The organism is Phenylobacterium haematophilum (genome assembly GCF_014196295.1).
GTDB lineage: Bacteria > Pseudomonadota > Alphaproteobacteria > Caulobacterales > Caulobacteraceae > Phenylobacterium > Phenylobacterium haematophilum.
Genome location: NZ_JACIDK010000001.1, coordinates 1032050 through 1053103, shown reverse-complemented (window position 1 = coordinate 1053103; position 21054 = coordinate 1032050). Strand labels below are relative to the sequence as shown.

Annotated in this window: 21 protein-coding genes; 15 read left to right on the top strand and 6 right to left on the bottom strand. The window is 69.2% G+C overall.

The window, feature by feature from the left end:
• Window positions 1–2 precede the first annotated feature (2 nt).
• On the bottom strand, window positions 3–635 hold the full coding sequence (locus GGQ61_RS05255) for a TetR/AcrR family transcriptional regulator (protein WP_183770317.1): 633 nt from the start codon (window positions 633–635) through the stop codon (window positions 3–5).
• A gap of 111 nt (window positions 636–746) precedes the next feature.
• Here GGQ61_RS05255 and GGQ61_RS05250 point away from each other — a divergent pair, with 111 nt between their 5' ends.
• From GGQ61_RS05250 to GGQ61_RS05240, 3 genes are read left to right on the top strand one after another with little or no spacing between them, the layout of a single operon-like run.
• A complete protein-coding gene (locus GGQ61_RS05250) occupies window positions 747–2159 on the top strand; it encodes an efflux transporter outer membrane subunit (RefSeq protein ID WP_183770314.1) in 1413 nt (470 codons plus the stop codon).
• A gap of 38 nt (window positions 2160–2197) precedes the next feature.
• Window positions 2198–3352: an HlyD family secretion protein gene (locus tag GGQ61_RS05245; RefSeq protein ID WP_183770312.1), complete on the top strand. Its 1155-nt coding sequence runs from the start codon at window positions 2198–2200 to the stop codon at window positions 3350–3352.
• A 10-nt stretch (window positions 3353–3362) separates the two neighbouring features.
• Window positions 3363–4901, top strand: coding sequence for a DHA2 family efflux MFS transporter permease subunit (locus GGQ61_RS05240; RefSeq protein WP_343056036.1), 1539 nt, complete (start codon window positions 3363–3365; stop codon window positions 4899–4901).
• A gap of 15 nt (window positions 4902–4916) precedes the next feature.
• Here the strand turns inward: GGQ61_RS05240 and GGQ61_RS05235 are convergent, their stop codons facing one another.
• Entirely contained in the window at window positions 4917–7088 is a 2172-nt protein-coding gene (locus GGQ61_RS05235) for a lytic transglycosylase domain-containing protein (RefSeq protein ID WP_246370448.1), read from the bottom strand.
• Between the two features lie 125 nt (window positions 7089–7213).
• Here GGQ61_RS05235 and dapA point away from each other — a divergent pair, with 125 nt between their 5' ends.
• The 3 genes from dapA to GGQ61_RS22600 are packed head-to-tail and all read left to right on the top strand — an operon-like array spanning window position 7214 to window position 9289.
• Window positions 7214–8098, top strand: a complete 885-nt coding sequence (gene dapA / locus GGQ61_RS05230; protein ID WP_183770309.1) for a 4-hydroxy-tetrahydrodipicolinate synthase — start codon at window positions 7214–7216, stop codon at window positions 8096–8098.
• Window positions 8098–8553, top strand: coding sequence for an SsrA-binding protein SmpB (gene smpB, locus GGQ61_RS05225; protein ID WP_183770307.1), 456 nt, complete (start codon window positions 8098–8100; stop codon window positions 8551–8553). Before dapA ends, smpB begins: the two co-directional genes overlap by 1 nt.
• Window positions 8546–9289, top strand: a complete 744-nt coding sequence (locus tag GGQ61_RS22600) for a GNAT family N-acetyltransferase (RefSeq protein ID WP_183770305.1) — start codon at window positions 8546–8548, stop codon at window positions 9287–9289. Before smpB ends, GGQ61_RS22600 begins: the two co-directional genes overlap by 8 nt.
• Here GGQ61_RS22600 and GGQ61_RS05215 read toward each other — a convergent pair.
• On the bottom strand, window positions 9286–9945 hold the full coding sequence (locus GGQ61_RS05215; protein ID WP_183770303.1) for a uracil-DNA glycosylase: 660 nt from the start codon (window positions 9943–9945) through the stop codon (window positions 9286–9288). The genes GGQ61_RS22600 and GGQ61_RS05215 overlap by 4 nt on opposite strands.
• Window positions 9945–10541 carry a LabA-like NYN domain-containing protein gene (locus GGQ61_RS05210; protein ID WP_183770301.1) on the bottom strand — a complete coding sequence of 199 codons (597 nt, stop codon included), beginning with the start codon at window positions 10539–10541 and terminating at the stop codon, window positions 9945–9947. Before GGQ61_RS05210 ends, GGQ61_RS05215 begins: the two co-directional genes overlap by 1 nt.
• Here GGQ61_RS05210 and folK point away from each other — a divergent pair.
• The 4 genes from folK to GGQ61_RS05190 all read left to right on the top strand — a co-directional run bounded on the left by folK (window position 10540) and on the right by GGQ61_RS05190 (window position 14505).
• Window positions 10540–11076: a 2-amino-4-hydroxy-6-hydroxymethyldihydropteridine diphosphokinase gene (folK, locus tag GGQ61_RS05205; protein WP_343056034.1), complete on the top strand. Its 537-nt coding sequence runs from the start codon at window positions 10540–10542 to the stop codon at window positions 11074–11076. The genes GGQ61_RS05210 and folK overlap by 2 nt on opposite strands.
• Before the next feature lie 82 nt (window positions 11077–11158).
• Window positions 11159–11797, top strand: coding sequence for an HAD hydrolase-like protein (locus GGQ61_RS05200; protein ID WP_183770298.1), 639 nt, complete (start codon window positions 11159–11161; stop codon window positions 11795–11797).
• 84 nt (window positions 11798–11881) lie between these two features.
• Window positions 11882–12241, top strand: coding sequence for a DNA-directed RNA polymerase subunit omega (rpoZ, locus tag GGQ61_RS05195; protein ID WP_183770296.1), 360 nt, complete (start codon window positions 11882–11884; stop codon window positions 12239–12241).
• A 95-nt stretch (window positions 12242–12336) separates the two neighbouring features.
• Window positions 12337–14505, top strand: coding sequence for a RelA/SpoT family protein (locus GGQ61_RS05190; protein ID WP_183770294.1), 2169 nt, complete (start codon window positions 12337–12339; stop codon window positions 14503–14505).
• A 33-nt stretch (window positions 14506–14538) separates the two neighbouring features.
• Here GGQ61_RS05190 and GGQ61_RS05185 read toward each other — a convergent pair whose 3' ends face one another.
• Window positions 14539–14976 (bottom strand): CBS domain-containing protein, encoded by a 438-nt coding sequence (locus GGQ61_RS05185; protein ID WP_183770292.1) that lies wholly within the window; start codon window positions 14974–14976, stop codon window positions 14539–14541.
• 473 nt (window positions 14977–15449) lie between these two features.
• On the opposite strand from GGQ61_RS05185, the gene GGQ61_RS05180 reads away from it, so the two are divergent.
• Complete coding sequence (locus tag GGQ61_RS05180; RefSeq protein WP_183770290.1) at window positions 15450–17177, top strand: N-acyl-D-amino-acid deacylase family protein; 1728 nt, start codon at window positions 15450–15452, stop codon at window positions 17175–17177.
• On the top strand, window positions 17174–18436 hold the full coding sequence (locus tag GGQ61_RS05175) for an amidase family protein (protein ID WP_183770288.1): 1263 nt from the start codon (window positions 17174–17176) through the stop codon (window positions 18434–18436). The genes GGQ61_RS05180 and GGQ61_RS05175 overlap by 4 nt, the downstream gene beginning before the upstream one ends.
• A gap of 103 nt (window positions 18437–18539) precedes the next feature.
• Here GGQ61_RS05175 and GGQ61_RS05170 read toward each other — a convergent pair whose 3' ends face one another.
• Window positions 18540–19232, bottom strand: coding sequence for a glutathione S-transferase N-terminal domain-containing protein (locus GGQ61_RS05170; protein ID WP_183770286.1), 693 nt, complete (start codon window positions 19230–19232; stop codon window positions 18540–18542).
• 78 nt (window positions 19233–19310) lie between these two features.
• On the opposite strand from GGQ61_RS05170, the gene pyrE reads away from it, so the two are divergent.
• The 3 genes from pyrE to acpS are packed head-to-tail and all read left to right on the top strand — an operon-like array spanning window position 19311 to window position 21045.
• A complete protein-coding gene (gene pyrE / locus GGQ61_RS05165) occupies window positions 19311–19895 on the top strand; it encodes an orotate phosphoribosyltransferase (protein ID WP_183770284.1) in 585 nt (194 codons plus the stop codon).
• Window positions 19892–20650, top strand: coding sequence for a pyridoxine 5'-phosphate synthase (locus GGQ61_RS05160; RefSeq protein WP_183770282.1), 759 nt, complete (start codon window positions 19892–19894; stop codon window positions 20648–20650). Before pyrE ends, GGQ61_RS05160 begins: the two co-directional genes overlap by 4 nt.
• The gene (gene acpS / locus GGQ61_RS05155; RefSeq protein ID WP_183770280.1) at window positions 20647–21045 is read left to right on the top strand and encodes a holo-ACP synthase; all 399 of its coding nucleotides are present in this window, start codon (window positions 20647–20649) and stop codon (window positions 21043–21045) included. Before GGQ61_RS05160 ends, acpS begins: the two co-directional genes overlap by 4 nt.
• Window positions 21046–21054 lie beyond the last annotated feature (9 nt).

The window sequence follows — 21054 nt, the reverse complement described above, 5'->3', positions numbered from 1 at the left end:
GTCTAGTCCGGCCGGTACGCGCGCAGAAAGGTGTCGACCGCCATCGTCACCTGACTCTCGACCTCTGCGTCACTGAGCTCGCCGGTAAGGACGCCCCAGGTGCGTGGCTGCTGCACGCCGGAGATCGTCAGGTCCTTGAAGTGCTGGGCGGCGACGAACGGGTCCGCGCGGCGCAGGACGCCCTGGTCCATCAGGTCGGACAGGTAGCCCGCCATCTTGGTCAGGATGACCTTGGGGCCCATCTCGTAGAACATGCGCCCGACCTCGGGGAAGCGTCCGCTCTCGCCGACCACGACGCGGTGGATGCCGATCGATTCCGGGGTCAGCAGAAGCTTCAGGAACGCCGCGCCGAAGTGTTCGAGCCGCTCGCGGGCGTCGTCGCCTTCGTGCTCGACGTCGAACAAGGTCTCGGCCAGGGCGCCGCACTGGCGCTGCATGACCGCCTCGAACAGCTCTTCCTTGGACTTGAAGTAGTTGTAGAGCGTGCCCTTCGACCCGCCCAGGCGCGCGGCGATGCTGGACATCGAGGTGGCCGCGTAGCCGTCGGCCAGGAAGCAGTCGCGCGCGACGTCGAGAATGCCGTCGCGGCGTTCATCGCGGCGTTCTTCGCGCCGGCTCATGGGGGCGGCTGTCATCTGACCATCCTGTACGGTTTGTCCTTGACGAAATCCAGCCTCGGGAACATATGACCGTACCGTACGGTTTTCCAGGCCGTACTTCTCCTTAGTCGAATCCCGAGACGCGGCATGGCACGCCTGATTCTCCCCCCAGTGACGGCGGCCCTCCTGTTGGCGGGCTGCGCGGCCGTACCAAACCTGGGTCCAGCCCCCCAGGTGCGGTCTGCGCAGGCCTATGCCGCAACCTCGAGCTTCGACGCCCCGGCCGCCCAGTGGCCGACCGACCAGTGGTGGAAGGGCTATGGCGACGCCCAGCTCGACACACTGGTCGACGAGGCGCTGGCCGGCTCGCCGACCCTTGTTCAGGCGCAGGCGCGGGTGCGCGCGGCGCAGGCGAGGGCCCAGCAGAGCCGCGCGGCGCTGCTGCCCAGCGCAGGGCTGAACGTCCAGGCGGCTGAGACCAAGCAGAGCTATAACAACGGGATTCCGCCGGCCTTCGTGCCGGAGGGTTACAACGACACTGGCCGCGCGACGCTGGACCTCAGCTTCGACCTCGACCTCTGGGGCAAGAACCGCGCGGCGCTGGCCGCGGCGACCTCGGAAGCCACCGCCGCGGAGATGGACGCGGCCCAGGCGCGGCTGATGCTGACCACCTCCGTGGTCGGGGCCTATGCCGAACTGCAGCGCGCCTTCGCCGTCGAGGACGCGGCCGTGCAGGCCCAGGCCAACCGCGAAGCCACCCGCAAGCTGGTCGCCCAGCAGGTCGAGAACGGCGCGGCCAACAAGGGCGAGCTGCGGCAGGCCGAATCCGGGCTGGCGAGCGCCAACCAGGACCTGGCCGCCGCGCATGAACAGGTGGGCCTGGCCCGCGATGCGATCGCCGCCCTGCTGGGCGCCGGTCCCGACCGGGGCCTGGCGATCGCCAAGCCGCAGGCGCCAGCGGTGCGCGAGTTCGGGCTGCCGACCAACCTGGCGGCCGACCTGATCGGGCGTCGTCCGGACATCGTCGCGGCGCGGCTGCGCGCCGAGGCGGCCGGCAAGCGCATCGATGTGGCGCGCAAGTCCTTCTATCCGAACGTGAACCTCGCCGGATTCATCGGCGCCCAGTCGCTGGGCCTCGACATGCTGACCGAGAGCGGGTCGGACATCGGCCAGGCGGGGCTGGCGCTCAGCCTGCCGATCTTCCAGGGCGGGCGACTGTCGGGCGCCTATCGCGGCGCGCGGGCCGAGTACGACGTCGCGGTCGCGGCGTATGACGCGACGCTCACCCAGGCGCTGAAGGAGGTGGCCGACGCCGCTGTCAGCGAACGTGCGCTGGCTGTGCGGCTCCAGGCCGCGCGCGAGGCCTTGGCCAAGGGCGAGGAAGCCTATCGCATCGCCCGCCTGCGCTACGAAGGCGGCCTGAACTCCTACACCTCGGTGCTCGCCGCCGAGAACGCCGTGATCCTGCAGCGGCGGGCCGCCGCCGACCTGGAATCGCGCGCGCTCACCCTTGATGCAGCCCTGGTCCGCGCCCTTGGCGGCGGCTTCCGGGCCGCCTGACCCCAACCAATTTCCGTCCTCCCCCGGAAAGGTCTCCCATGCCCGACGACATCGGATCGCATCCCCAACCGGCGGCCGCCGTCGCAACCGCGCCCCCGCCCGCCAACGGCGCGCGCCGCAAGCGCCTGTTCATGATCCTCGGCGGCGTGGTGCTCGCTGGCGCGGTTATCTGGGGGCTCTACTACGTCCTGGTGGGCTCGCGTCACGTGGCCACCGACAACGCCTACGTAAATGCCGACACCGCCCAGGTGACGGCGCTGGTCGCCGGCCCGATCGTGCAGGCGCCGGTCGGCGAGACCACGGTCGTGATGGCCGGCCAGGTGATCGCGGTGATCGATCCGGCGGACTTCGAACTGGCCGTCGACCGCGCCCGCGCCGAGCTTGGCCAGGCGCAGCGCCGGGTGGGGCAGTACTTCGCCAACGATGAGGCGCTGGCCGCCCAGACCGCCGCGCGCGGCGCCGACATCGCCCGCGCCGAGGCGATGCTGGCCAGCGCCCGGTCCGACTATTCGCGGGCCGAGGTCGAGTACGGCCGCCGCCGCAACCTCGCCAACACCGGCGCGGTGTCGGGCGACGAGCTGACCCAGGCCGAGAATCGCTATCAGGCCGCCAAGGCCGCGCTGGCCGCTGCGCAGGCGGGCCTGGCCCAGGCCAAGGCCGCCGCCGCGCAGTCGGCCGGCCAGCAGAAAGCCGCCAACGCCCTGGTCGCGGGAGCCAAGGTCGAGGACAACCCGGAAGTCGCCGCCGCCCGCGCCAAGCTGGCCCAGGCCGAGCTGGACCTGGCCCGCACGACGATCCGCTCGCCGGTCGACGGGGTCGTGGCGCGCAAGAGCGTGGTGGTCGGCCAGAAAGTCGCCAACGGCGCGCCGGTGATGAGCATCGTGCCGATCCAGACCGCCTATGTGGACGCCAACTTCAAGGAAGTGCAGCTGCGCAAGGTGCGGCCCGGCCAGCCGGTCGAGCTGACCAGCGACCTCTACGGCAAGGGCGTGAAGTTCCACGGCAAGGTCGCGGGCGTCGGCGGCGGCACGGGCTCGGCCTTCGCGCTGATCCCGGCCCAGAACGCCACCGGCAACTGGATCAAGGTCGTCCAGCGCGTGCCGGTCCGCATCGCGCTGGATCCCAAGGAGCTGGCCGAGCATCCGCTGCGCGTGGGTCTGTCCATGGAAGCCGTGATCGACATCTCGAAGTAAGGGGCCGGCCGTGAGCCAGAGCCAATCGACGCCGGCGCCGGCGCCCCTCACGGGGCTGGCGCTGCTGGTCACCGGGCTGCTGCTCGGGCTGGCCAACTTCATGGTGGTGCTGGACATCACCATCGCCAACGTGGCGGTGCCGCACATCGCCGGCGGCCTTGCCGTGTCGCCCAGCCAGGGCACCTGGGTGATCACCTCGTACTCGGTGGCCGAGGCCATCACCGTGCCGCTGTCCGGCTGGCTGGCCCAGCGGTTCGGGGCGGTGAAGGTGTTCGTGTTCGGCCTGGTCGGCTTCGGGGTTTGCTCGATCCTCTGCGGCCTGGCGCCGACCTTCGGCTTCCTGGTGTTCGCCCGGGTGCTGCAGGGTCTCTGCGGCGGCCCGATCATGCCGATGTCGCAGACCCTGCTGCTGCAGATCTTCCCCAAGGAGAAGGCGCCTCAGGCGCTGGGCCTGTGGAGCATGACCACGGTCGTCGGGCCGATCGCCGGGCCGATCCTCGGCGGGACGATCTCGGACACCATCGGCTGGCACTGGATCTTCTTCATCAACATCCCCGTCGCCTTCGGCGTGGCGTTCCTGGCCTATCGCGCGCTGATCGGCCGCCAGGGCGCGACGCGCCGCGTGCCGGTCGACTACATGGGCCTGACGCTGCTGATCGTCTGGGTCGGGGCGCTGCAGATCATGCTCGACACCGGCAAGGAGCACGACTGGTTCGCCTCGTCGTTCATCGTCGGCCTGGCGGTCGTCGCGGCGGTCGGCTTCGCAGCCTTCCTGATCTGGGAGCTGACCGCCGAGAACCCGATCGTGAACCTGCGGGTGTTCAGGCACCGCGGCTACACCATAGGCGTAACGACCTTGAGCCTGACGTTCGGGGCGTTCTTCGCCAGCGTGGTGATCCTGCCGCTCTGGCTGCAGACCAACATGGGCTACACCGCCACCTGGGCCGGCTACGCCGCCGCCTTCCAGGGCGTGCTGGCCGTGGTGATGTCGCCGATCGTCGCCAGCCAGGTCGCCAAGCGCGATCCACGGGCCCTGGTCTCGTTCGGGGTGTTCTGGATGGCGGGGATCGCCATCTGGCGCAGCCACTTCGCGACCAACGCCGACTTCATGACGATCGCCCTGCCGCAGCTGGCGCTGGGCTTCGCCATGCCTTTCTTCTTCATCCCGACCCAGAGCATCGCGCTGGGGGCCGTAGACGAGGAGGAGACCGCCGCGGCGGCCGGGATCGCCAACTTCCTGCGGGTCGTGGCCGGGGCGTTCGCGACCTCGTTGATGACCACCTCATGGGAGAACCAGGCCAGCGCCAAGCGCGCCGAACTGGTCGGCGCGCTGAACCAGCCGCAGTCGGCGCTGGACGGCATGGTCGCCCAGGGCTTCTCGCCCGATCAGGCGCTGCGGCAGCTGGAAGGGCTGGTGCAGAGCCAGGCGGTGATGCTGTCGACCAATCTGATGTTCCTGACCACCGCAGTGGTGTTCGCCATCGCCGCGACGACCATCTGGCTGGCCCCGCGACCCAAGCGAGCCGCCGGACCAGGCGGCGGCCACTAGGTCAGGAGATCGACGTCAGGGGTTCGGCACCGGCGTGCTGGCTCCGCCGATCGGCAGCTGCGGCTGCGGCCCGACCGGGCCGGCGTAACCGCCATAGGAGCCGCGCTTGAGGTCGGCGGTCAGGGTGATCGGGGCCGAGCCGCCGGCCAGGCGGGCGCGGTAAACCTGCATGCCCTCCATGACCCGCATGACGTAGTTGCGCGTCTCTGAGAACGGGATGCACTCGACGAAATCGATCGGGTCGGTGGAGCCGCCGCGCGGATCGCCGCAGAACTGGACCCACTGAGGGGGGCGCCCGGGGCCGGCGTTGTAGGCGGCGATCGCCATCGGGTAAGAGCCGGAGAAGTTGTTGATCTGCCGGCCGAGGAAGGCCTGGCCCAGCTGCATGTTGTAATCCGGCTGCCAGAGCATCGAGACGTCGTAGCTCATGCCGAGGCCGCGGGCGGTGCTGGCGGCGGTGGCGGGCAGCAGCTGCATCATGCCGCGGGCGTCGGCGCCCGAGCGGGCCATGGGATCGAAGCCGCTTTCCTGGCGGGTGATGCCGAGCGTCAGGGCCGGCTCCGGCGCGCCGGCCACCGGCGGCGGGTTGCGCAGCGGATAGCCGCGCTCGGGCAGGATGAAGCCGCGCTGGGCGGCGGTGCGGACCACCTTCATCGAGGTGTCCTGGTCGCCATAGCCACGGGCCAGATCGACCAACAGGGCCTGCTCCTCGACGGTCGGCAGGATGTCGTCGAGGGCGAGGACGAAGGTCTTGAAGAGATCGCGATTGCCGATCTCGTAGAGCAGCCGGGCGGCGCGGACGGTGTCGCGGCTCTCGAAGCGGGCGCGGTCGGCTTGCGTGATCTGGGGATCGGCGCCGAGCACCAGCGGCTGGCCGAGCTTTTCGGTGGCGAGCTGTCCGTAGAAGGTGGTGTTGAACTTGGCGCCGGCCGCATAGTAGCCCTTGGCGGCGTTCTGGTCGCCGCGCGCCTCGGCGGCTCGGCCCTGCCAGTAGAAGGCCCGGCCGCGAGTGATCGGCGACTGCCCGATCCGTTCCAGATTGGCGAAGTGGACGGCGGCCTGGTCGGGTTTCTTCAGCCGGGTGAGGGCGATCCAGCCGGCGTAGAACTCCGCGTCGGCGGCGGGCGCGCCCGTGGTCAGGCCGCTGTTGGCGGCGGCGGCGTAAGCGCCGGCGGAGTCGTTGTTGCGCAGCGCGTAGAGGATCAGGCGATAGCGCTCGGCCCAGATCCGGTCGGCCATGTCGCCGTGCGCCAGATCGGTCGGGAAGTATCGGAGGTTGGCGAGCGCGAGGGTCTCGAGGTTGCGCTGGCGGTAGTAGCTGGCGCGCTCGAAGGCGACGCCCGGATCGTTGGACAGATTGCCGGGCAGGGCGTTGGCCTGGTCGTTGGCGGCCGAGGAGCCGGCGCGATAGGCCATCCGCACTTGGGCGACCTGGAGCCGGTCGGGCGGCAGCAGCGGAAGGATATCGCGCGCGGCCGGGCCTTGCGGCCCGTAGAGCAGGATGTCGGCGCGGCGGACGTGGTCCTCGGGCGTCAGCATCGAGCCGAAGCGGCTCAGCATGGTGCGCTGGGGCGTGACTTCGAACAGCTTGTCGCGCCAGAAGCGGCGGATCAGGTCCTCGGCGTCCTTCTGGCGGCCGCTGGCCTGGTAGGCGCTGGCCAGGGCCATGGCGCCCTCGGCGGTCTGGGGTTCTGAGCCGCCGAACCAGGCGATGATCTGCTGCGGCGTCTGGCCTGAAGTCTCCAGCAGCTTCTCGGCGCCGAGCTGGCGGCGATTGGCGCGCGGCCAGCCGGCGAGGTCGCGGCGGGCCTGGTCGACCTCGAAGAACGACATCGATTCCACGGCGGAATCGACCAGCGCCCAGGTGGCGAGCTTCTTGGCGATCGGGTCGGAGAGGGCGGCGATGCCCGACCGGGCGGTGGTCACGTCGCCGCGTTTGGCCGCCGCCAGCGCCGAGCTGAGGGTCGCCGAGTCGGTCATCGACAGTGACTGGCGATAGGCCGTCGGCGGGGTCTGGGTCAGCTCAATGGGGCGGGGCCCGTCGGCCGGCGGCCGGTCGACGCCCGCGAACGGCCGGTAGGGTCCCTGAGCCGGGGCGCCTCCGGTCGGCGCCTGGGCGTTGGCCATGGTGGCCAGCAGGGCGATCGAGGCGGTGGTCAGAAACGCTTTACGGGCCTTGGGCGGCAAGGTGACGAACTCCGGATTCGCGGAAGGATGAAACTATGTTGCGGCGCGGGGTCGCCCCGCCATATTGTCCGGCCAAATCATGAGGCCGCAACAACTGGCCTCGCTTTCACGGCTTTTTGCAGACCATGTCAGATTCGTTGTTCAAGGGCGTGATGCCTGCCCTGGTGACTCCCTTCCGCGACGGCGCCGTGGACGAGAAGGCGTTCGTCGCCCTCGTCGAGCGTCAGATCGCGGGCGGAGTCCACGGCATCGTGCCCGTGGGCACGACAGGCGAGACCTCGACGCTTTCTCATGATGAGCACCGCCGGGTGGTCGAGCTGGCCGTGAAGACCGCCGCAGGCCGCGTGCCGGTGGTCGCCGGCGCGGGCTCCAACTCGACGGACGAGGCGATCGAACTGGTCCAGCACGCCAAGACCATCGGTGCGGACGCCGCCCTGGTGGTGACGCCGTACTACAATCGCCCGAGCCAGGAAGGCCTCTACGCCCACTATGCGGCGATCAACGAGGCGGTTCAGCTGCCGGTGCTGGTCTACAACGTGCCGGGCCGCACGTCTGTCGACATCAGCAACGAAACCCTGGGCCGGCTGTCGAAGCTGCCCAACATCGTCGGCATCAAGGACGCCACCGCCGACATGACCCGCGCCACCGTGCAGCGCCAGCTGTGCGGCGAGGACTGGGTGCTGCTGTCGGGCGACGACCTGACGGCGCTGGGCTACATGGCCCATGGCGGCCATGGCTGCATCTCGGTGACCGCCAACATCGCTCCGGACCTGTGCGCGACCTTCTACAACGCCGCCATGGGCGGCGACTGGCAGACCGCGCTCTACTGGCAGGACCGCCTCTTCCGGCTGCACCGCTCGCTGTTCACGGACGCCTCGCCGGCCCCGACCAAATTCGCGCTTTCGCACCTCGGCCTCTGCGCCGAGGACGCGCGCCTGCCGATCGTGCCGGCGTCCGAAGCTTCGCGCGCCGAGGTCCTGGCCGGGATGAGGGAAGCCGGCGTCATCTGATGACCGGTAAGCTGATCGCAGAAAACCGCCGCGCGCGGTTCGACTACTTCCTCGAGGAGACGTTCGAGGCGGGCCTGGTCCTGACCGGATCGGAGGTCAAATCCCTGCGCAACGGCCGAGCCAACATCGCCGAGTCCTACGCTTCGGTGGAGGGCGACGAGGTCGTGCTGATCAACGCCGACATCCCCCCCTTCGCCCAGGCCAACCGCTTCAACCACGAGCCGCGGCGGCACCGGAAGCTGCTGCTGCATCGCAAGCAGCTGGACAAGCTGATCGGGGCGGTGACGCGCGAAGGCCGCACGATCATCCCGACCAAGCTCTATTGGAACGACAAGGGGCTGGCCAAGCTGGAGATCGCCTTGGCCAAGGGCAAGAAGCTGCACGACAAGCGCGAGGCCACCGCCGAACGCGACTGGGCCCGCGACAAGGCCCGGCTGCTTCGCGACCGTGGCTGACGTCGAGGCGATCGAGCGGGCGACGGTCGCGGCCGTGGCGCCGCACGAAGTGCTCGAGATCGCCGGCTGGCTGGTCGCCCTCAACGCGGGGACGATCCGCCGGGCGGCGAGCGCCGTTCCGCTCAGCCACGAGCTGGCGGCCGACCCGGGCGTCATCGACGAGATCGAGGCGGCGTTCACCGAGCGCGGCCTGGCGCCGGCGTTCCGGATCGCCGATGCGCCCGGGCTGGAGAGCGTTCGGGCCGAGCTGACGCGGCGCGGCTACGGCTTCGAGCAACCGACCCTGGTGAAGGTGGGCGCGGCGGCTGCGATGATCGCGGCGGCGCGCGGCGCGGCGGCTGCGATGATCGCCGACGCGCCCGACGCAGGCTGGGCGAGCGTGTTCACGAGCGAGGGGTTCGACGAGGCCGACGGCCGCAGCCGCGTGGCGGCGCTGACCCGCTCGCCTGACGCGGTCTATGGCGGGATTTCGGAAGGAGAGCGGACCCTCGCGGTCGGCGTCGCCGCATTCGGCCATGGCTGGGCCAGCGTGCATGGGATGCGCACCGACGCTTCGCGACGCGGGGAGGGGCTGGCCGGGCGTGTTCTGGCGGGTCTGGCGGGCGCCGCTCAAGCGCGCGGCGTGGAGCGCGTGTTCCTGCAGGTCGAGGAGGGCAACCTCGGCGCGCGCAGCCTCTATCGGCGGGCCGGGTTCACCCAAGCCTGGCGGTACTTCTATTGGAGCGGGCCGGTCTAGGCGTCGATCAGCTGGCGCGCGCGGCGGAAGACGGCCTCGAACATCTCGGCGGTCAGACGGCCGGTGTTCGTGTTGAGCCGCGAGCAGTGGTAGCTGTTCAACACGATGTAGGGCCCGGCCTGGAACTCCGTGCCGTGTCCCGGAATGCCGGCGGAAGCCTTGAGGCCCAGCGCCTTCAGGATATTACGCCGCGAGACGTCGCCCAGGGTGACGATGACCTTCAGGTTGGGCAGGTCCTTGAACCGCTGGGTCAGAAATGGCCGGCAGGTGTTCTCTTCGCTGGTCTCGGGCTTGTTGCCGGGCGGGGCGCAGCGGACCGCGTTGGTGATCATGCACTCGTACAGTTCGAGCCCGTCGTCGATGCGGGCGTCGAACTTGTCGTTGGCGAAACCGGTCTTGAACAGGGTGTCGTAGAGCATCCAGCCGGCATGGTCGCCGGTGAACGGGCGGCCGGTGCGGTTGGCGCCGGTGCGGCCTGGCGCCAGGCCCGCCACCAGCAAGCGCACGCTCTGTGGTCCGCCGACCGGGACGAAGGAGGGCGCAGGGCCGTTCCACCAGTCGGGGTTCTGGGCCGCGTTCGCCTGGCGATAGGCGACCAGGCGCGGGCACAGCGGGCAGTCGCGGGGCGGTTCGGCGCCCCAGAGCTCAACCGACATCAGAGTTCGGCGTCGACGTCGTGTTCGTCGCGCGCGGCGCGGCTTTCCTGGATGAAGCGCGGCAGACGCGAGGGGCGGCCGATGATGTCGGCGAGGTCGGCCAGGTCCACGAAGTTGTCGGCCTGGCGGCGCAGGTCGTCGGAGGCCATCGGCGGCTGAGACTTGACGGTCGAGACCACGGTGACGCGGGCGCCGCGGCGTTGGACCGCCTCGACCAGGACGCGGAAGTCGCCGTCGCCGGAGAACAGCACCAGATGGTCGGCGTGGCTGGCCATCTCCATCATGTCGACGGCGATCTCGACGTCCATGTCGCCGCGCCAGCGCTTGCGGCCCTGGGCGTCGGTGTATTCGCGCGCCGGCTTGGTCACTAGGCGGAAGCCGTTGTAGTCGAGCCAGTCGACCAGCGGGCGGATCGGCGAATACTCCTGATCCTCGACCAGGGCGGTGTAATAGTAGGCCCGCACCAGCACGCCGCGCTTGCGGAACTCTTCCAGCAGCTTGCGATAGTCGATATCGAAGCCCAGCCCCTTGGCGGCGGAGTACAGGTTCGCTCCGTCAATGAAGAGCGCCAGCCTGTCCGTGGGGTAGAAGGTCATGAGTGCGAATAATCCTGCGAAAATGTCTCTGGGCGTAAATCCGAACGATGCTGCGGTTGTCGCCTTGGGCGGAAATGTCGCCGGCGACTATGGATCGTCCGAAGCCCTTCTCGAGGCGGCGCTCGCTCGTTTCGCGGAGGCGGGATTGCCCATCCTGCGTCGGTCGTCCTGGTGGCGCTCCGCCGCCTGGCCCGACCCGAGCGATCAGGAGTATCGCAACGGCGTTGTGCTTGTCGAGGCTCGGCTTTCGCCCGAGGCGCTTATCCGAACATTGTTCATGCTGGAGAACGAATTCGGACGCATGCGCAGCGTCCGGAATGCTCCGCGGACTCTCGACCTCGACCTCATCGCGCACGGACGAATCGTCTCCGACGACCCAGAGCTGACGCTGCCGCATCCGCGGGCGCACGAGCGGCTGTTCGTCATGGGGCCGCTGGCGCAGATCGCGCCGGATTGGCGCCATCCGGTGCTTGGCCGCACCGCGGCGGAACTGGCGGCCAGCGCCACGGTCGGATTGGACGCGGCCCCGCTTTAACGTCGCAGGGGCGCGCGCGAAGTTGACGCACGCGTCATGCGGGTATACGGCCCGGCCCCTTTCGAGGCGGCAGGAACGTCCCGTGGGCTATCGGCTCATCATCTTCGACTTCGACGGCACGCTGGCCGACAGCGCCGCCTGGTTCGCCGGCGCGCTGAACGGCGTGGCGCGGCGCTATGGTTTTCGCGAGATCGACCTCGCCGAAATGGCGCGCCTGCGCGGGCGGCCGAACCGCGAGATCATGCAGGCGCTGAAGGTCAGCCCCTGGAAGCTGCCGTTCATCGCCGCGCACATACGCAAGCTTGCGGCCGAGGCTGCGCCCTCGATCGACCTGTTTCCGGGTGTGGCCGACATGCTGCGCCGGTTGTCCGCGCGCGGGGTGAAGGTGGCGATCGTGAGTTCGAACAGCGAGGCGGTGGTGCGTCGGGTGCTGGGGCCCGAACTGGCCGGGCTGGTCGCGCACTACGGCTGCGGCGCGTCGATCTTCGGCAAGGCGGCCAAGTTCCGCCAGGTGATCCGCGCCGCCGGCGTGGCGGACGCCGACGTCTTGAGCGTCGGCGACGAGGTGCGCGACATCGAGGCGGCGCGGAAGGTGCGGCTGGCGGCCGGAGCGGTGACCTGGGGCTACGCGACGCCCGAAATCCTGCAGGCGCAGCGGCCCAGTGCGATGTTCGAAACCACCGACGACGTGCTGCGCGAAGCCGGGCTCTGCGGCATCTAACCCGCCGCAGGACCGCCATGCGGCGTTGCACAATCGCCGCGAAGCCTCTATTTTGTTCGGTTCTACCGCCCCTCTGAGGATTCCATGGCCCGCGTCACCGTCGAAGATTGCGTCGAGAAGGTCCCCAACCGCTTCAGCCTCGTGCTGCTGGCGGCGCATCGCGCCCGCGCCATTTCGGCCGGCGCCCCGCTGATGGTCGACCGTGACAACGACAAGAACCCCGTCGTGTCGCTGCGCGAAATCGCCGACGACGTGGTGGACGCCGACGACCTGCGGGAAAACCTGATCGGCACGCTGCAGCGCGTCGATGAGCGTTCGGAAGCCGAGGAAGAGGCCGAAACCCTGGCCCTGCTGGCGGATCCGACCCACATGCAGATGAGCGAGCTGGAACTGGTTCGCGCGCTTCAGAGCGACCGTGACGGCGGCCAGGAGGAGCGGTACTGAGCCCGGAAGGCGCAGAACCTCTCACCGTCACGGCGGCGCCTCAACCACCGCCCGCCGATAAAACCGACGCGCCGGTCGCTAAGCAGCGGCCGAAGATGCTTCGCCAGTACGAGCTGATCGAGAAGGTCCGCTCTTACGACCCGACCGCCGACGAGGCGGTGCTCAACCGCGCCTATGTCTACGCCATGCGCATGCATGGGTCTCAGAAGCGTGCGTCCGGCGACCCCTATTTCGCCCATCCGATCGAGGTGGCGGGAATCCTGACCGACTACCGGCTGGACACCGCCACCATCGTCACCGCCCTGCTGCACGACGTGATCGAGGACACCCCGGTCACGCCTGACGACATCCGCGGCCTGTTCGGGCCCGAGATCACCGAGCTGGTCGAGGGGGTGACCAAGCTCACCAAGCTCGAACTGAACAGCGAGCGGACCAAGCAGGCCGAGAACCTGCGCAAGTTCATCCTGGCCATCTCCAGGGACGTGCGAGTCCTGATGGTGAAGCTGGCCGACCGCCTGCACAACATGCGGACGCTGCACTACATCTCCAGTCCGGCCAAGCGCGAGCGGATCGCGCGCGAGACGCTGGACATCTATGCGCCGCTGGCGCGCTCGATCGGCTGTCACCGCATCTGCACCGAGCTGGAAGAGCTTTGCTTCGAGCATCTGAACCCGGTGGCGCGCGACGCGATCGGCCGGCGTCTGGAAGCCCTGCGCATCGAGCAGGGGGCGGCGGTCTCGATCGTCTCCGGCGAAATCGCCGCCAAGCTCGAGGCGGCCGGAATCCCGGCGCGGGTCTTCGGGCGGGAGAAGAACGCCTATTCGATCTGGCGCAAGTTGCAGCGTAAATCGATTGGTTTCTCTCAGCTTTCCGACATCTACGCGTTTCGGGTGATCGTCGATACCGAGGCGCATTGCTACGCGGCCCTAGGCGTGATTCATCGCGCCTGGCCCAGCGTGCCCGAGCGCTTCAAGGACTTCATCTCGACGCCGAAGCGGAACAACTACCGCTCGCTGCACACGACCGTTGTGGGCCCGAAGGGCATGCGGATCGAGATGCAGATCCGCACCGAGACCATGGACCGGATCGCCGAGGACGGCGTGGCGGCGCACTGGCGCTACAAGAATTCGTCCTACGGCTTCGATCCCGAGGATCAGGCCGCCGGCGGCGGACGCGACCCATTGGTCAACCTGCGCCATCTGGTGCAGGTGCTGGAGCATGGCGGGGACGTCGAGGAACTGGTCGAGCACGCCAAGCTCGAGATGTATCTCGACCAGGTCTTCGTGTTCACCCCGAAGGGGCGACTGGTCAGCCTACCGCGCGGGGCCATGCCGCTGGACTTCGCCTATGCGGTCCACACCGATGTCGGCGACACCTGCATCGGGGTGAAGATCAACGGCGAGCTGAAGCCGCTGCGCACGACCTTGCAGAACGGCGACGTGGTTGAGGTGATCCTTGGGCCGAAGCCGGTGGTGCCGCCGGACTGGCGCTCGCTGACTGTCACCGGGCGGGCGCGTTCGGCGATCCGCCGGCACATCCGCCAGACCGAGCGCGAAGAGTTCGTGCGGCTTGGGCGGGCGAGCCTCGACCAGACCTTCGAGCGGGCCGGCAAGTCGCGCAAGGACGTGCTGCTGAAGCCGTCGCTGGAGCGGTTCGCCGTGCCGACCGAGGAAGATCTGTTCGAACTGGTCGGACGCGGCCGGATTTCGCCGACCCAGGTGCTGGACGTGATCTTCCCCGGTCTGAAGGCCGCCGATCGCGAGGCCGCGACGGCGACGCGGCGGATCGAAGGCGGCAAGGGTGCGCGGCTCTATGTGCGTGGCGGCGGGCTGACGCCGGGCGTGTCGCTGAACTTCGGCCAGTGCTGCACGCCGGTGCCCGGCGACCGCATCGTCGGCATTCTGGAGCCGGACGGCACGGGCCTGACGGTCCATACCATCGACTGCGCGCGGCTTGCCGAGTTCGAGGACCGCGAGGAACTGTGGCGCGACCTGCAATGGACGGCCGAGGCCGAGCGGAACACGGTGACGCTGTCCAAGCTTACAGCGACGATCCGTAACGCGCCGGGCGTGCTTGGCCAGGCCTGCACGGCGATCGGCGAGGCGGGCGGAAACATCGTCAATCTACGCATGCACCGGCGGCAATCGGACTTCTTCGACGTCGACTTCGACATCGAGGTGAAGGACGCCCGGCACCTGACCAACATCGCCGCGGCGCTCCGCGCCTATCCCAGCATCGAGACGGTCGACCGCGCCAAGGGGTGAGGGAGCGGCGCGGATCGAGCGCCGCCCCTTCGTTCAGTGGACCGACTGCGAGTGTTCGCCGCCCGGCCGGACGATGCCGCCGAGCGCCTCGCCGGTGCGCGAGGTCTGGCCGATGGAGGCGAGATCCGCCAGTGAAACGATGCCGATCAGCCGCTTGTCGCGGTTGAGCACGGGCAGGCGGCGCACCTGGATATCGCCCATGTTGCGCAGGACGGCGTCGCTGTCGTCGTCCTCGAAGCAGTATTTCACCTCGCGGCTCATCACATCGGCGACCTTGTCGTCCGGGCCCTTGCCCAGCGCGACGCCGCGCACGCAGATGTCGCGGTCGGTGATCATGCCGACCAGCCGATCGCCATCGGCGACTGGCAGAATACCGGCGTCGAGCTCGGCCATCATCCGCGCGGCGTCGCGCAAGGACTCCTGCGGGCTGGCCATCTTCACGTTGCGGGTCATGCAATCGGCGACTTTCATGTCGGGACTCCGTACCTGGTGGAGCCGGCACGCGGGCCGGCCTCTGCGGCAAACGGGCGGAGACGGCGGGTGTTCCGAGGCTCAGGCGCCAGCCCCAAAACAGCGAAGCCCGGGGGTCGAGGACCCGCCGGGCTTCAAGTCCGACTATCGTTTTCCATTGCTGGCTGATTTGTCGGGCTGGTTTTCGATTTTCATCTCCAACCGTCTTCTCAACGGACGACCGAGCCGATGGGTTCCGGGCTGACGACAAAAATTCCGCCACCGAGAGAGTCGATGTGAAAAGCCCAGGAGGCCGGTCAGCACTCCTGGGCTTTGAGCCGATCTCGAATTTGCGTTTCGGGGATCGGGCATGTCCGTAGACATGTCTGATAACCACGCAGGGCCGCATCGGTTCCCGGTGAGGTGGAATAAGTGAGTGGACGCACGTTCTGCGGGGCCTGACACGGGGCGGATTCTCCCGTCACATGGAAGGCATGCACAAACCGCTCGCGCTCGCCGCCATCCTGCTCGCCACCACCGCCGCCCAGGCGAGTTCGCCGCCGGCCTATGACGTGCTGATCCGCAACGCGCAGATCTATGACGGCTCGGGGCAGGCGCCCTTCCAAGGCGACGTGGCGATCGCCGAGGACCGTATCGTCTATGTGGGCCCCAAGGCGCCGGAGAGCGCGCGCAAAGACATCGACGCGGGCGGCAAGGCCGTGGCGCCGGGCTTCGTCAACATGCTGTCCTGGGCCAACGAGAGCCTGATCGCCGATCCGCGGGGGCTGTCGGACCTCAAGCAGGGCGTCACGCTGGAGGTGATGGGCGAGGGGACGTCGATGGGCCCGCTGAGCCCGGAGATGAAGCGCCTGGAAACCCAGCGCATGGGCGACATCAAGTACGACATCGGCTGGACCAGTCTGGACGAATACCTGACCTGGCTGACAAAGCGCGGATCGGCGCTGAACGTCGCCTCGTTCGTCGGCGCGGCGACAGTGCGCGAGCACGTGCTGGGCGAGGGCGACGTCGATCCTACGCCCGAGCAACTGGTCGCCATGCGCAAACTGGTGGTCGAGGCGATGCAGGACGGCGCGCTGGGGGTGGGTTCGTCGCTGATCTATGCGCCGGCGAGCTACGCCGAGACGCCGGAACTGGTGGCGCTGGCGACCGAGGCGGGGCGCTGCGGCGGCATCTATATCAGCCACATGCGCTCGGAGGCCGACCGGCTGCTGGAGGCCATCGACGAGCTGATCGAGATTTCGAGGCGATCGGGGGCGCCGGCCGAGATCTATCACCTGAAGCAGGCCGGCAAGGCCAATTGGGACAAGCTGGATCCGGCCATCGCCCGCATCGAGGCGGCGCGGGCGGCGGGCCACCGGATCACGGCCGACATGTACACCTACACCGCCGGATCCACCGGGCTGGACGCGGCGATGCCGCCGTGGGTGCAGGCCGGCGGGGTGGAGGCCTGGATAGGGCGGATGAAGGACCCAGCGACCCGCGCCAAGGTCATCGCCGAAATGCGCCAGGAAAAACCGGACTTCGAGAACCTCTATCGCCATGCCGGCGCGGAGGGGACGCTGCTGGTCGGGTTCAAGAACCCGGCGATGAAGGGGCTGACCGGCAAGACCCTGGCGCAGGTCGCGAAGGACCGAGGGGTCTCGCCCGAGGACGCCGCCATCGACCTGGTGATCGAGGACGGAAGCCGGGTGCAGGTTGTCTACTTCCTGATGTCGGAGGAGAATGTGGCGCGGCAGACGGCGCTGCCCTGGATGAGCTTCGGCTCGGACGCCTCGGCCCAGGCGCCGGAGGCAGTGTTCCTGAAATCGAGCACCCATCCGCGCGCCTACGGCAACTTCGCCCGGCTGCTGGGCAAGTATGTGCGCGAGGAGAAGACGACCAGCCTGGCCGACGCCGTTCGGCGGCTATCGGCGTTCCCGGCCCAGAACCTGGGGCTGAAAGACCGTGGGATGTTGAAAGCCGGCTACTATGCCGACGTCGTGGTGTTCGATCCGGCGACGGTCGGCGACGTCGGCACGTACGAAAATCCCAAGCAGTTCGCGGTCGGGGTCAGCGACGTGTTCGTCAACGGCAAGCAGGCGTTGAAGGATGGAGAGCCGACCGGGGAACTGAGCGGCCAGGTGGTGCGCGGCCGTGGCTGGACCGGCTGGAGCGACGGCGGCTGCCGGGCGACCGCCAAAGACTGGAGCTGGACGTGGTGAGCATCGATCAGCGACGCCGCCTGGGCGGCCGGCTGCACGCCTTCACCCAGGTGTTCGATCCGCCGCTGGGGGCAGGGAGCGGGCCGACCTTCGCCGTCAAGGACCTGATCGACGTGGCGGGCGTGCCCACCGGCGGCGGCGGGTTGGTTCCGCTGGACGCGGCGCCGGCGGTTCATGCGCTGGCGGTGCAGCGGCTGCTCGACGCCGGCTATGTGGCCGTCGGCAAGACCCATACCGTGGAGCTGGCGTTCGGCGGCTGGGGCACCAATCGCTCCGTCGGCGCGCCGTGTAACCCTTGGGACGCGGCGGTGCACCGGGCGCCGGGCGGTTCGTCAAGCGGCTCGGCCGTGGCGGTCGCAGCCGGGCTGTGCGACGTCGCCCTGGGCACCGACACCGGCGGGTCGATCCGCATCCCCGCGGCGGCGTGCGGGGTGGTCGGGTTGAAGCCGGGGCGGGGACTGGCGCCGACGCAAGGCGTGCATGACCTGGCCCCCAGCCTGGACACGCTAGGGCCGCTGGCGCGCTCGGTCGCGGACGCCGCGTGGGTGCTGGAAGTCATCTCGGGCCCGGACGTCGCCGGCGCGGCGCGCCCCCGCTTCGACGCCGCCGCCGCGCTGGCGAGCGACGTGCGCGGCTGGAAGATCGCCGTGCTGGCGATGGAGGACATGCCGGCGATCGATCCGCAGGTCGCCGCGCTCTATGGCGCCGCCATCGGGAAGCTCGCGGACCTGGGCGTGGAGATCGAGACCGCCCGCACGCCGAGGCCGTTCGCCGACTATTTCATCCCGAACGGCTGGCTGATGGCGGCCGAAGGCTGGCGGGCGCGCGGCGCGCACATCGCCGCGAACGGCGAGGTGATGGACCGCTGGGTGGTGAAGCGTTTCGAGGCTGGGCGCGATGCGACCGACGCCCAATTGGCCCAAGCGTTGGCGCGGCGGGCGGCCGACCAGCGCGAGTTCCAGGACTGGATGGCGCCTTATGCGGCGCTGCTGTCGCCGACCCTGCCGATCCCGCCGCCGCCGATCGACGACGTCGATGAGACCGCCTCACCGTTCTCGGCCATGACGCGGGCCGGCAACTATCTGGACCTGCCCGCCGCCAGCGTGCCGATGGGGCTGACCGACGCAGGCTTGCCCGCTGGGCTGCAGATCATGGGCCGGATGGCGGACGAGACCTCGGTCGTCGCCCTGGCGGCGGCGTTCGAGGCGGTGTCTGGCTGGAGCGGCCGGCGGCCCGATCTTGCAGGGTTCGGAGGCTAGGGCGCGCCGCTTCGGCGGTCTTGACCATCTGGGTCAGGGGGCCCGGTCGGCTGCGTTGAGGGCCCCAGCGGCCCAAGGCCTTCAAGCGGTAGACGGCGATGTGTCAGACCGCCCGGGCGGCGCGGTCGTGGGCGGTCTGTTGCTGCATCACGATGCCTTGGCGGGTCTCGTTCAGGATGCGCGCGATGATCGGGTCGGTCTGGATTGCTTTCCAATAGGCGGCCAACCGAGGCAGGGCGAGCAACGGGTCGGGCGTGCCGAACACGCTGGGAATCCATTCGCTCGCCAGAACCAGCTGCGGGGCGATGGCGCCGTCCGCCTGTGTCAGGCTGCGACCCACCGCATAGCCGTCGGATCCGATGAAGGTTTCGAGATAGGCGAGGGCCTCGGCCAGCTTGTCGGCGGCGGCCTCGACCACCGCCGGCTCCCAGTGGCGGCGCGAACGGCCGGCCAGGTTGAACAGCGGGACCATGGCCATGACCACGTAGAAGTCGCAGATGCGCGAGAGGAGCCGCATCTGCGCGCGCGCCCAGGGATCGGCGGGCCGCAGTGCGGGCTCCGGATAGGCGTCTTCGAGATACTCGCAGATCACTTCCGACTCGGGCAGGGCCCGACCGTCATCGAGCACCAGGGTCGGCACCCGGCCGATCGGATTGACCTTGAGATACTCGGCCTTGGTCTCTTCCGAGGCGCCGAAGCCGGGCGGATGGATGATCTCGACCTCGATCCCCTTGGCGTAGAGCAGCAGCCGCACTCGGCTGGGGAATGGCGAGTCATAGGTCTGGAACAGCTTCACCGGTCCGTCCTCCCGACGCGAATTGGTCGATGACAGCATGGCGGGCGTTGGGTAATCCGCAAGGTCAGGAGATCCGACATGAACACTGAAGACGTCCTGGAAGAATTCCGCGCCTCGGGCGCGCTGCGCGAAGGCCATTTCGTGCTGTCGAGCGGCCTGCACTCCGGGACGTTCCTGCAGAAGAACCTGGTGTTCCAGTATCCGGAGCGTACGGCGCGGCTGTGCAAGGCGCTGGCTGAGAAGATCAAGGAAGCGGTGGGCGAGGTCGACCTCTGCATCTCACCGGCCGTGGGCGGCATCATCCCGGGCTACGAAACCGCGCGCCAACTTGGCGTGCCGTCGATGTACGTCGAGCGCGAAGGCGGCGAGTTCAAGCTGCGCCGGGCCTTCGAAATCCCGTCGGGCGCACGGATCGCCATGGTCGAGGACATCGTTTCGACCGGCCTGTCGTCGCGCGAGTGCGTCGAAGCCATCAAGAAGGCCGGCGGCGATGTGGTCGTCGCCGCCTGCATCGTCGATCGTTCCGGCGGTCGGGCCGACCCTGGGGCGCCGTTCGTGGCCCTGGCGCGGCTGGACGTTCCGGCCTATCCGGCCGACCAGCTGCCGCCAGAGCTGGCGGCCATCCCCGTCGAGGACCCGGGCAGCCGGAGACTGAGCAAGTGAGCAAGCTGCGGCTGGGCGTGAACATCGACCACGTGGCGACCATCCGGAACGCCCGTGGCGGCAGCTATCCCGATCCGGTGCGCGCGGCCGAACTGGCCATCGCCGCCGGGGCCGACGGGATCACCGCCCACTTGCGCGAGGACCGGCGTCACATCTCCGACGCCGATATCGAGGCGCTGGCGGCGATCACCCGCAAGCGCGGGCGGCCGCTGAACTTCGAGATGGCGGTGACGCAGGAGATGGAGTCCATCGCCCTGGCTCACCTGCCGCACGCGGCCTGCCTGGTGCCCGAGCGGCGCGAGGAGCGCACGACCGAGGGTGGTCTCGACGTGGTCGGCGGCCACAGCCACATCGCCCCGGTGGTGAGCAAGCTGGTCGCCGCGGGCGTGCGGGTCTCGTGCTTCATCGACGCCGACCCCGCCCAGGCGGCAGCGGCCAAGGCGATGGGCGCGCAGGTGGTGGAGTTCCACACCGGCGCCTACTGCGACGCGGTGCGCGAGCGCTCGCCCGACGCCCCGGCGCTGCTCGAGGGACTGCGGGCCGCGGCGGCGGAAGCCGGGCGGCTGGGGCTGGAAGTCCACGCCGGCCACGGCATCGACTACGAGACCGTCAAGCCGATCGCGGCGATTCCTGAGGTGATGGAGCTGAACATCGGCCACTTCCTGATCGGCGAGGCGATCTTCGTGGGACTGGCGCCGGCGATCCATCGCATGCGCGCCCTGATGGACGAAGCGCGGGTGGGGAAAGCGGCGTGATCATCGGCATCGGGTCCGACCTGTCGGACATCCGCCGTATCGCCGATACGCTGGAGCGGTTCGGCGAGCGCTTCACCAACCGCATCTTCACCGATATCGAACGCACGCGCTCTGAGCGCAAGCCGGATCAGGCGTCGAGCTACGCCAAGCGGTTCGCGGCCAAGGAAGCCTGCGCCAAGGCGCTGGGCACGGGCATGCGGGCCGGAGTGTTCTGGCGCGACATGGGCGTGGTCAATATGCGTTCGGGCCAACCGACGATGGCGCTGACCGGCGGCGCGGCCGAGCGGCTGGCGAAGATGACGCCGCCGGGCCACAAGGCGGTGATCCACCTGTCGCTGACCGACGACCACCCTTATGCGCAGGCCTTCGTGATCATCGAGGCGGTGCCGGAGTAGGGCGTCCCT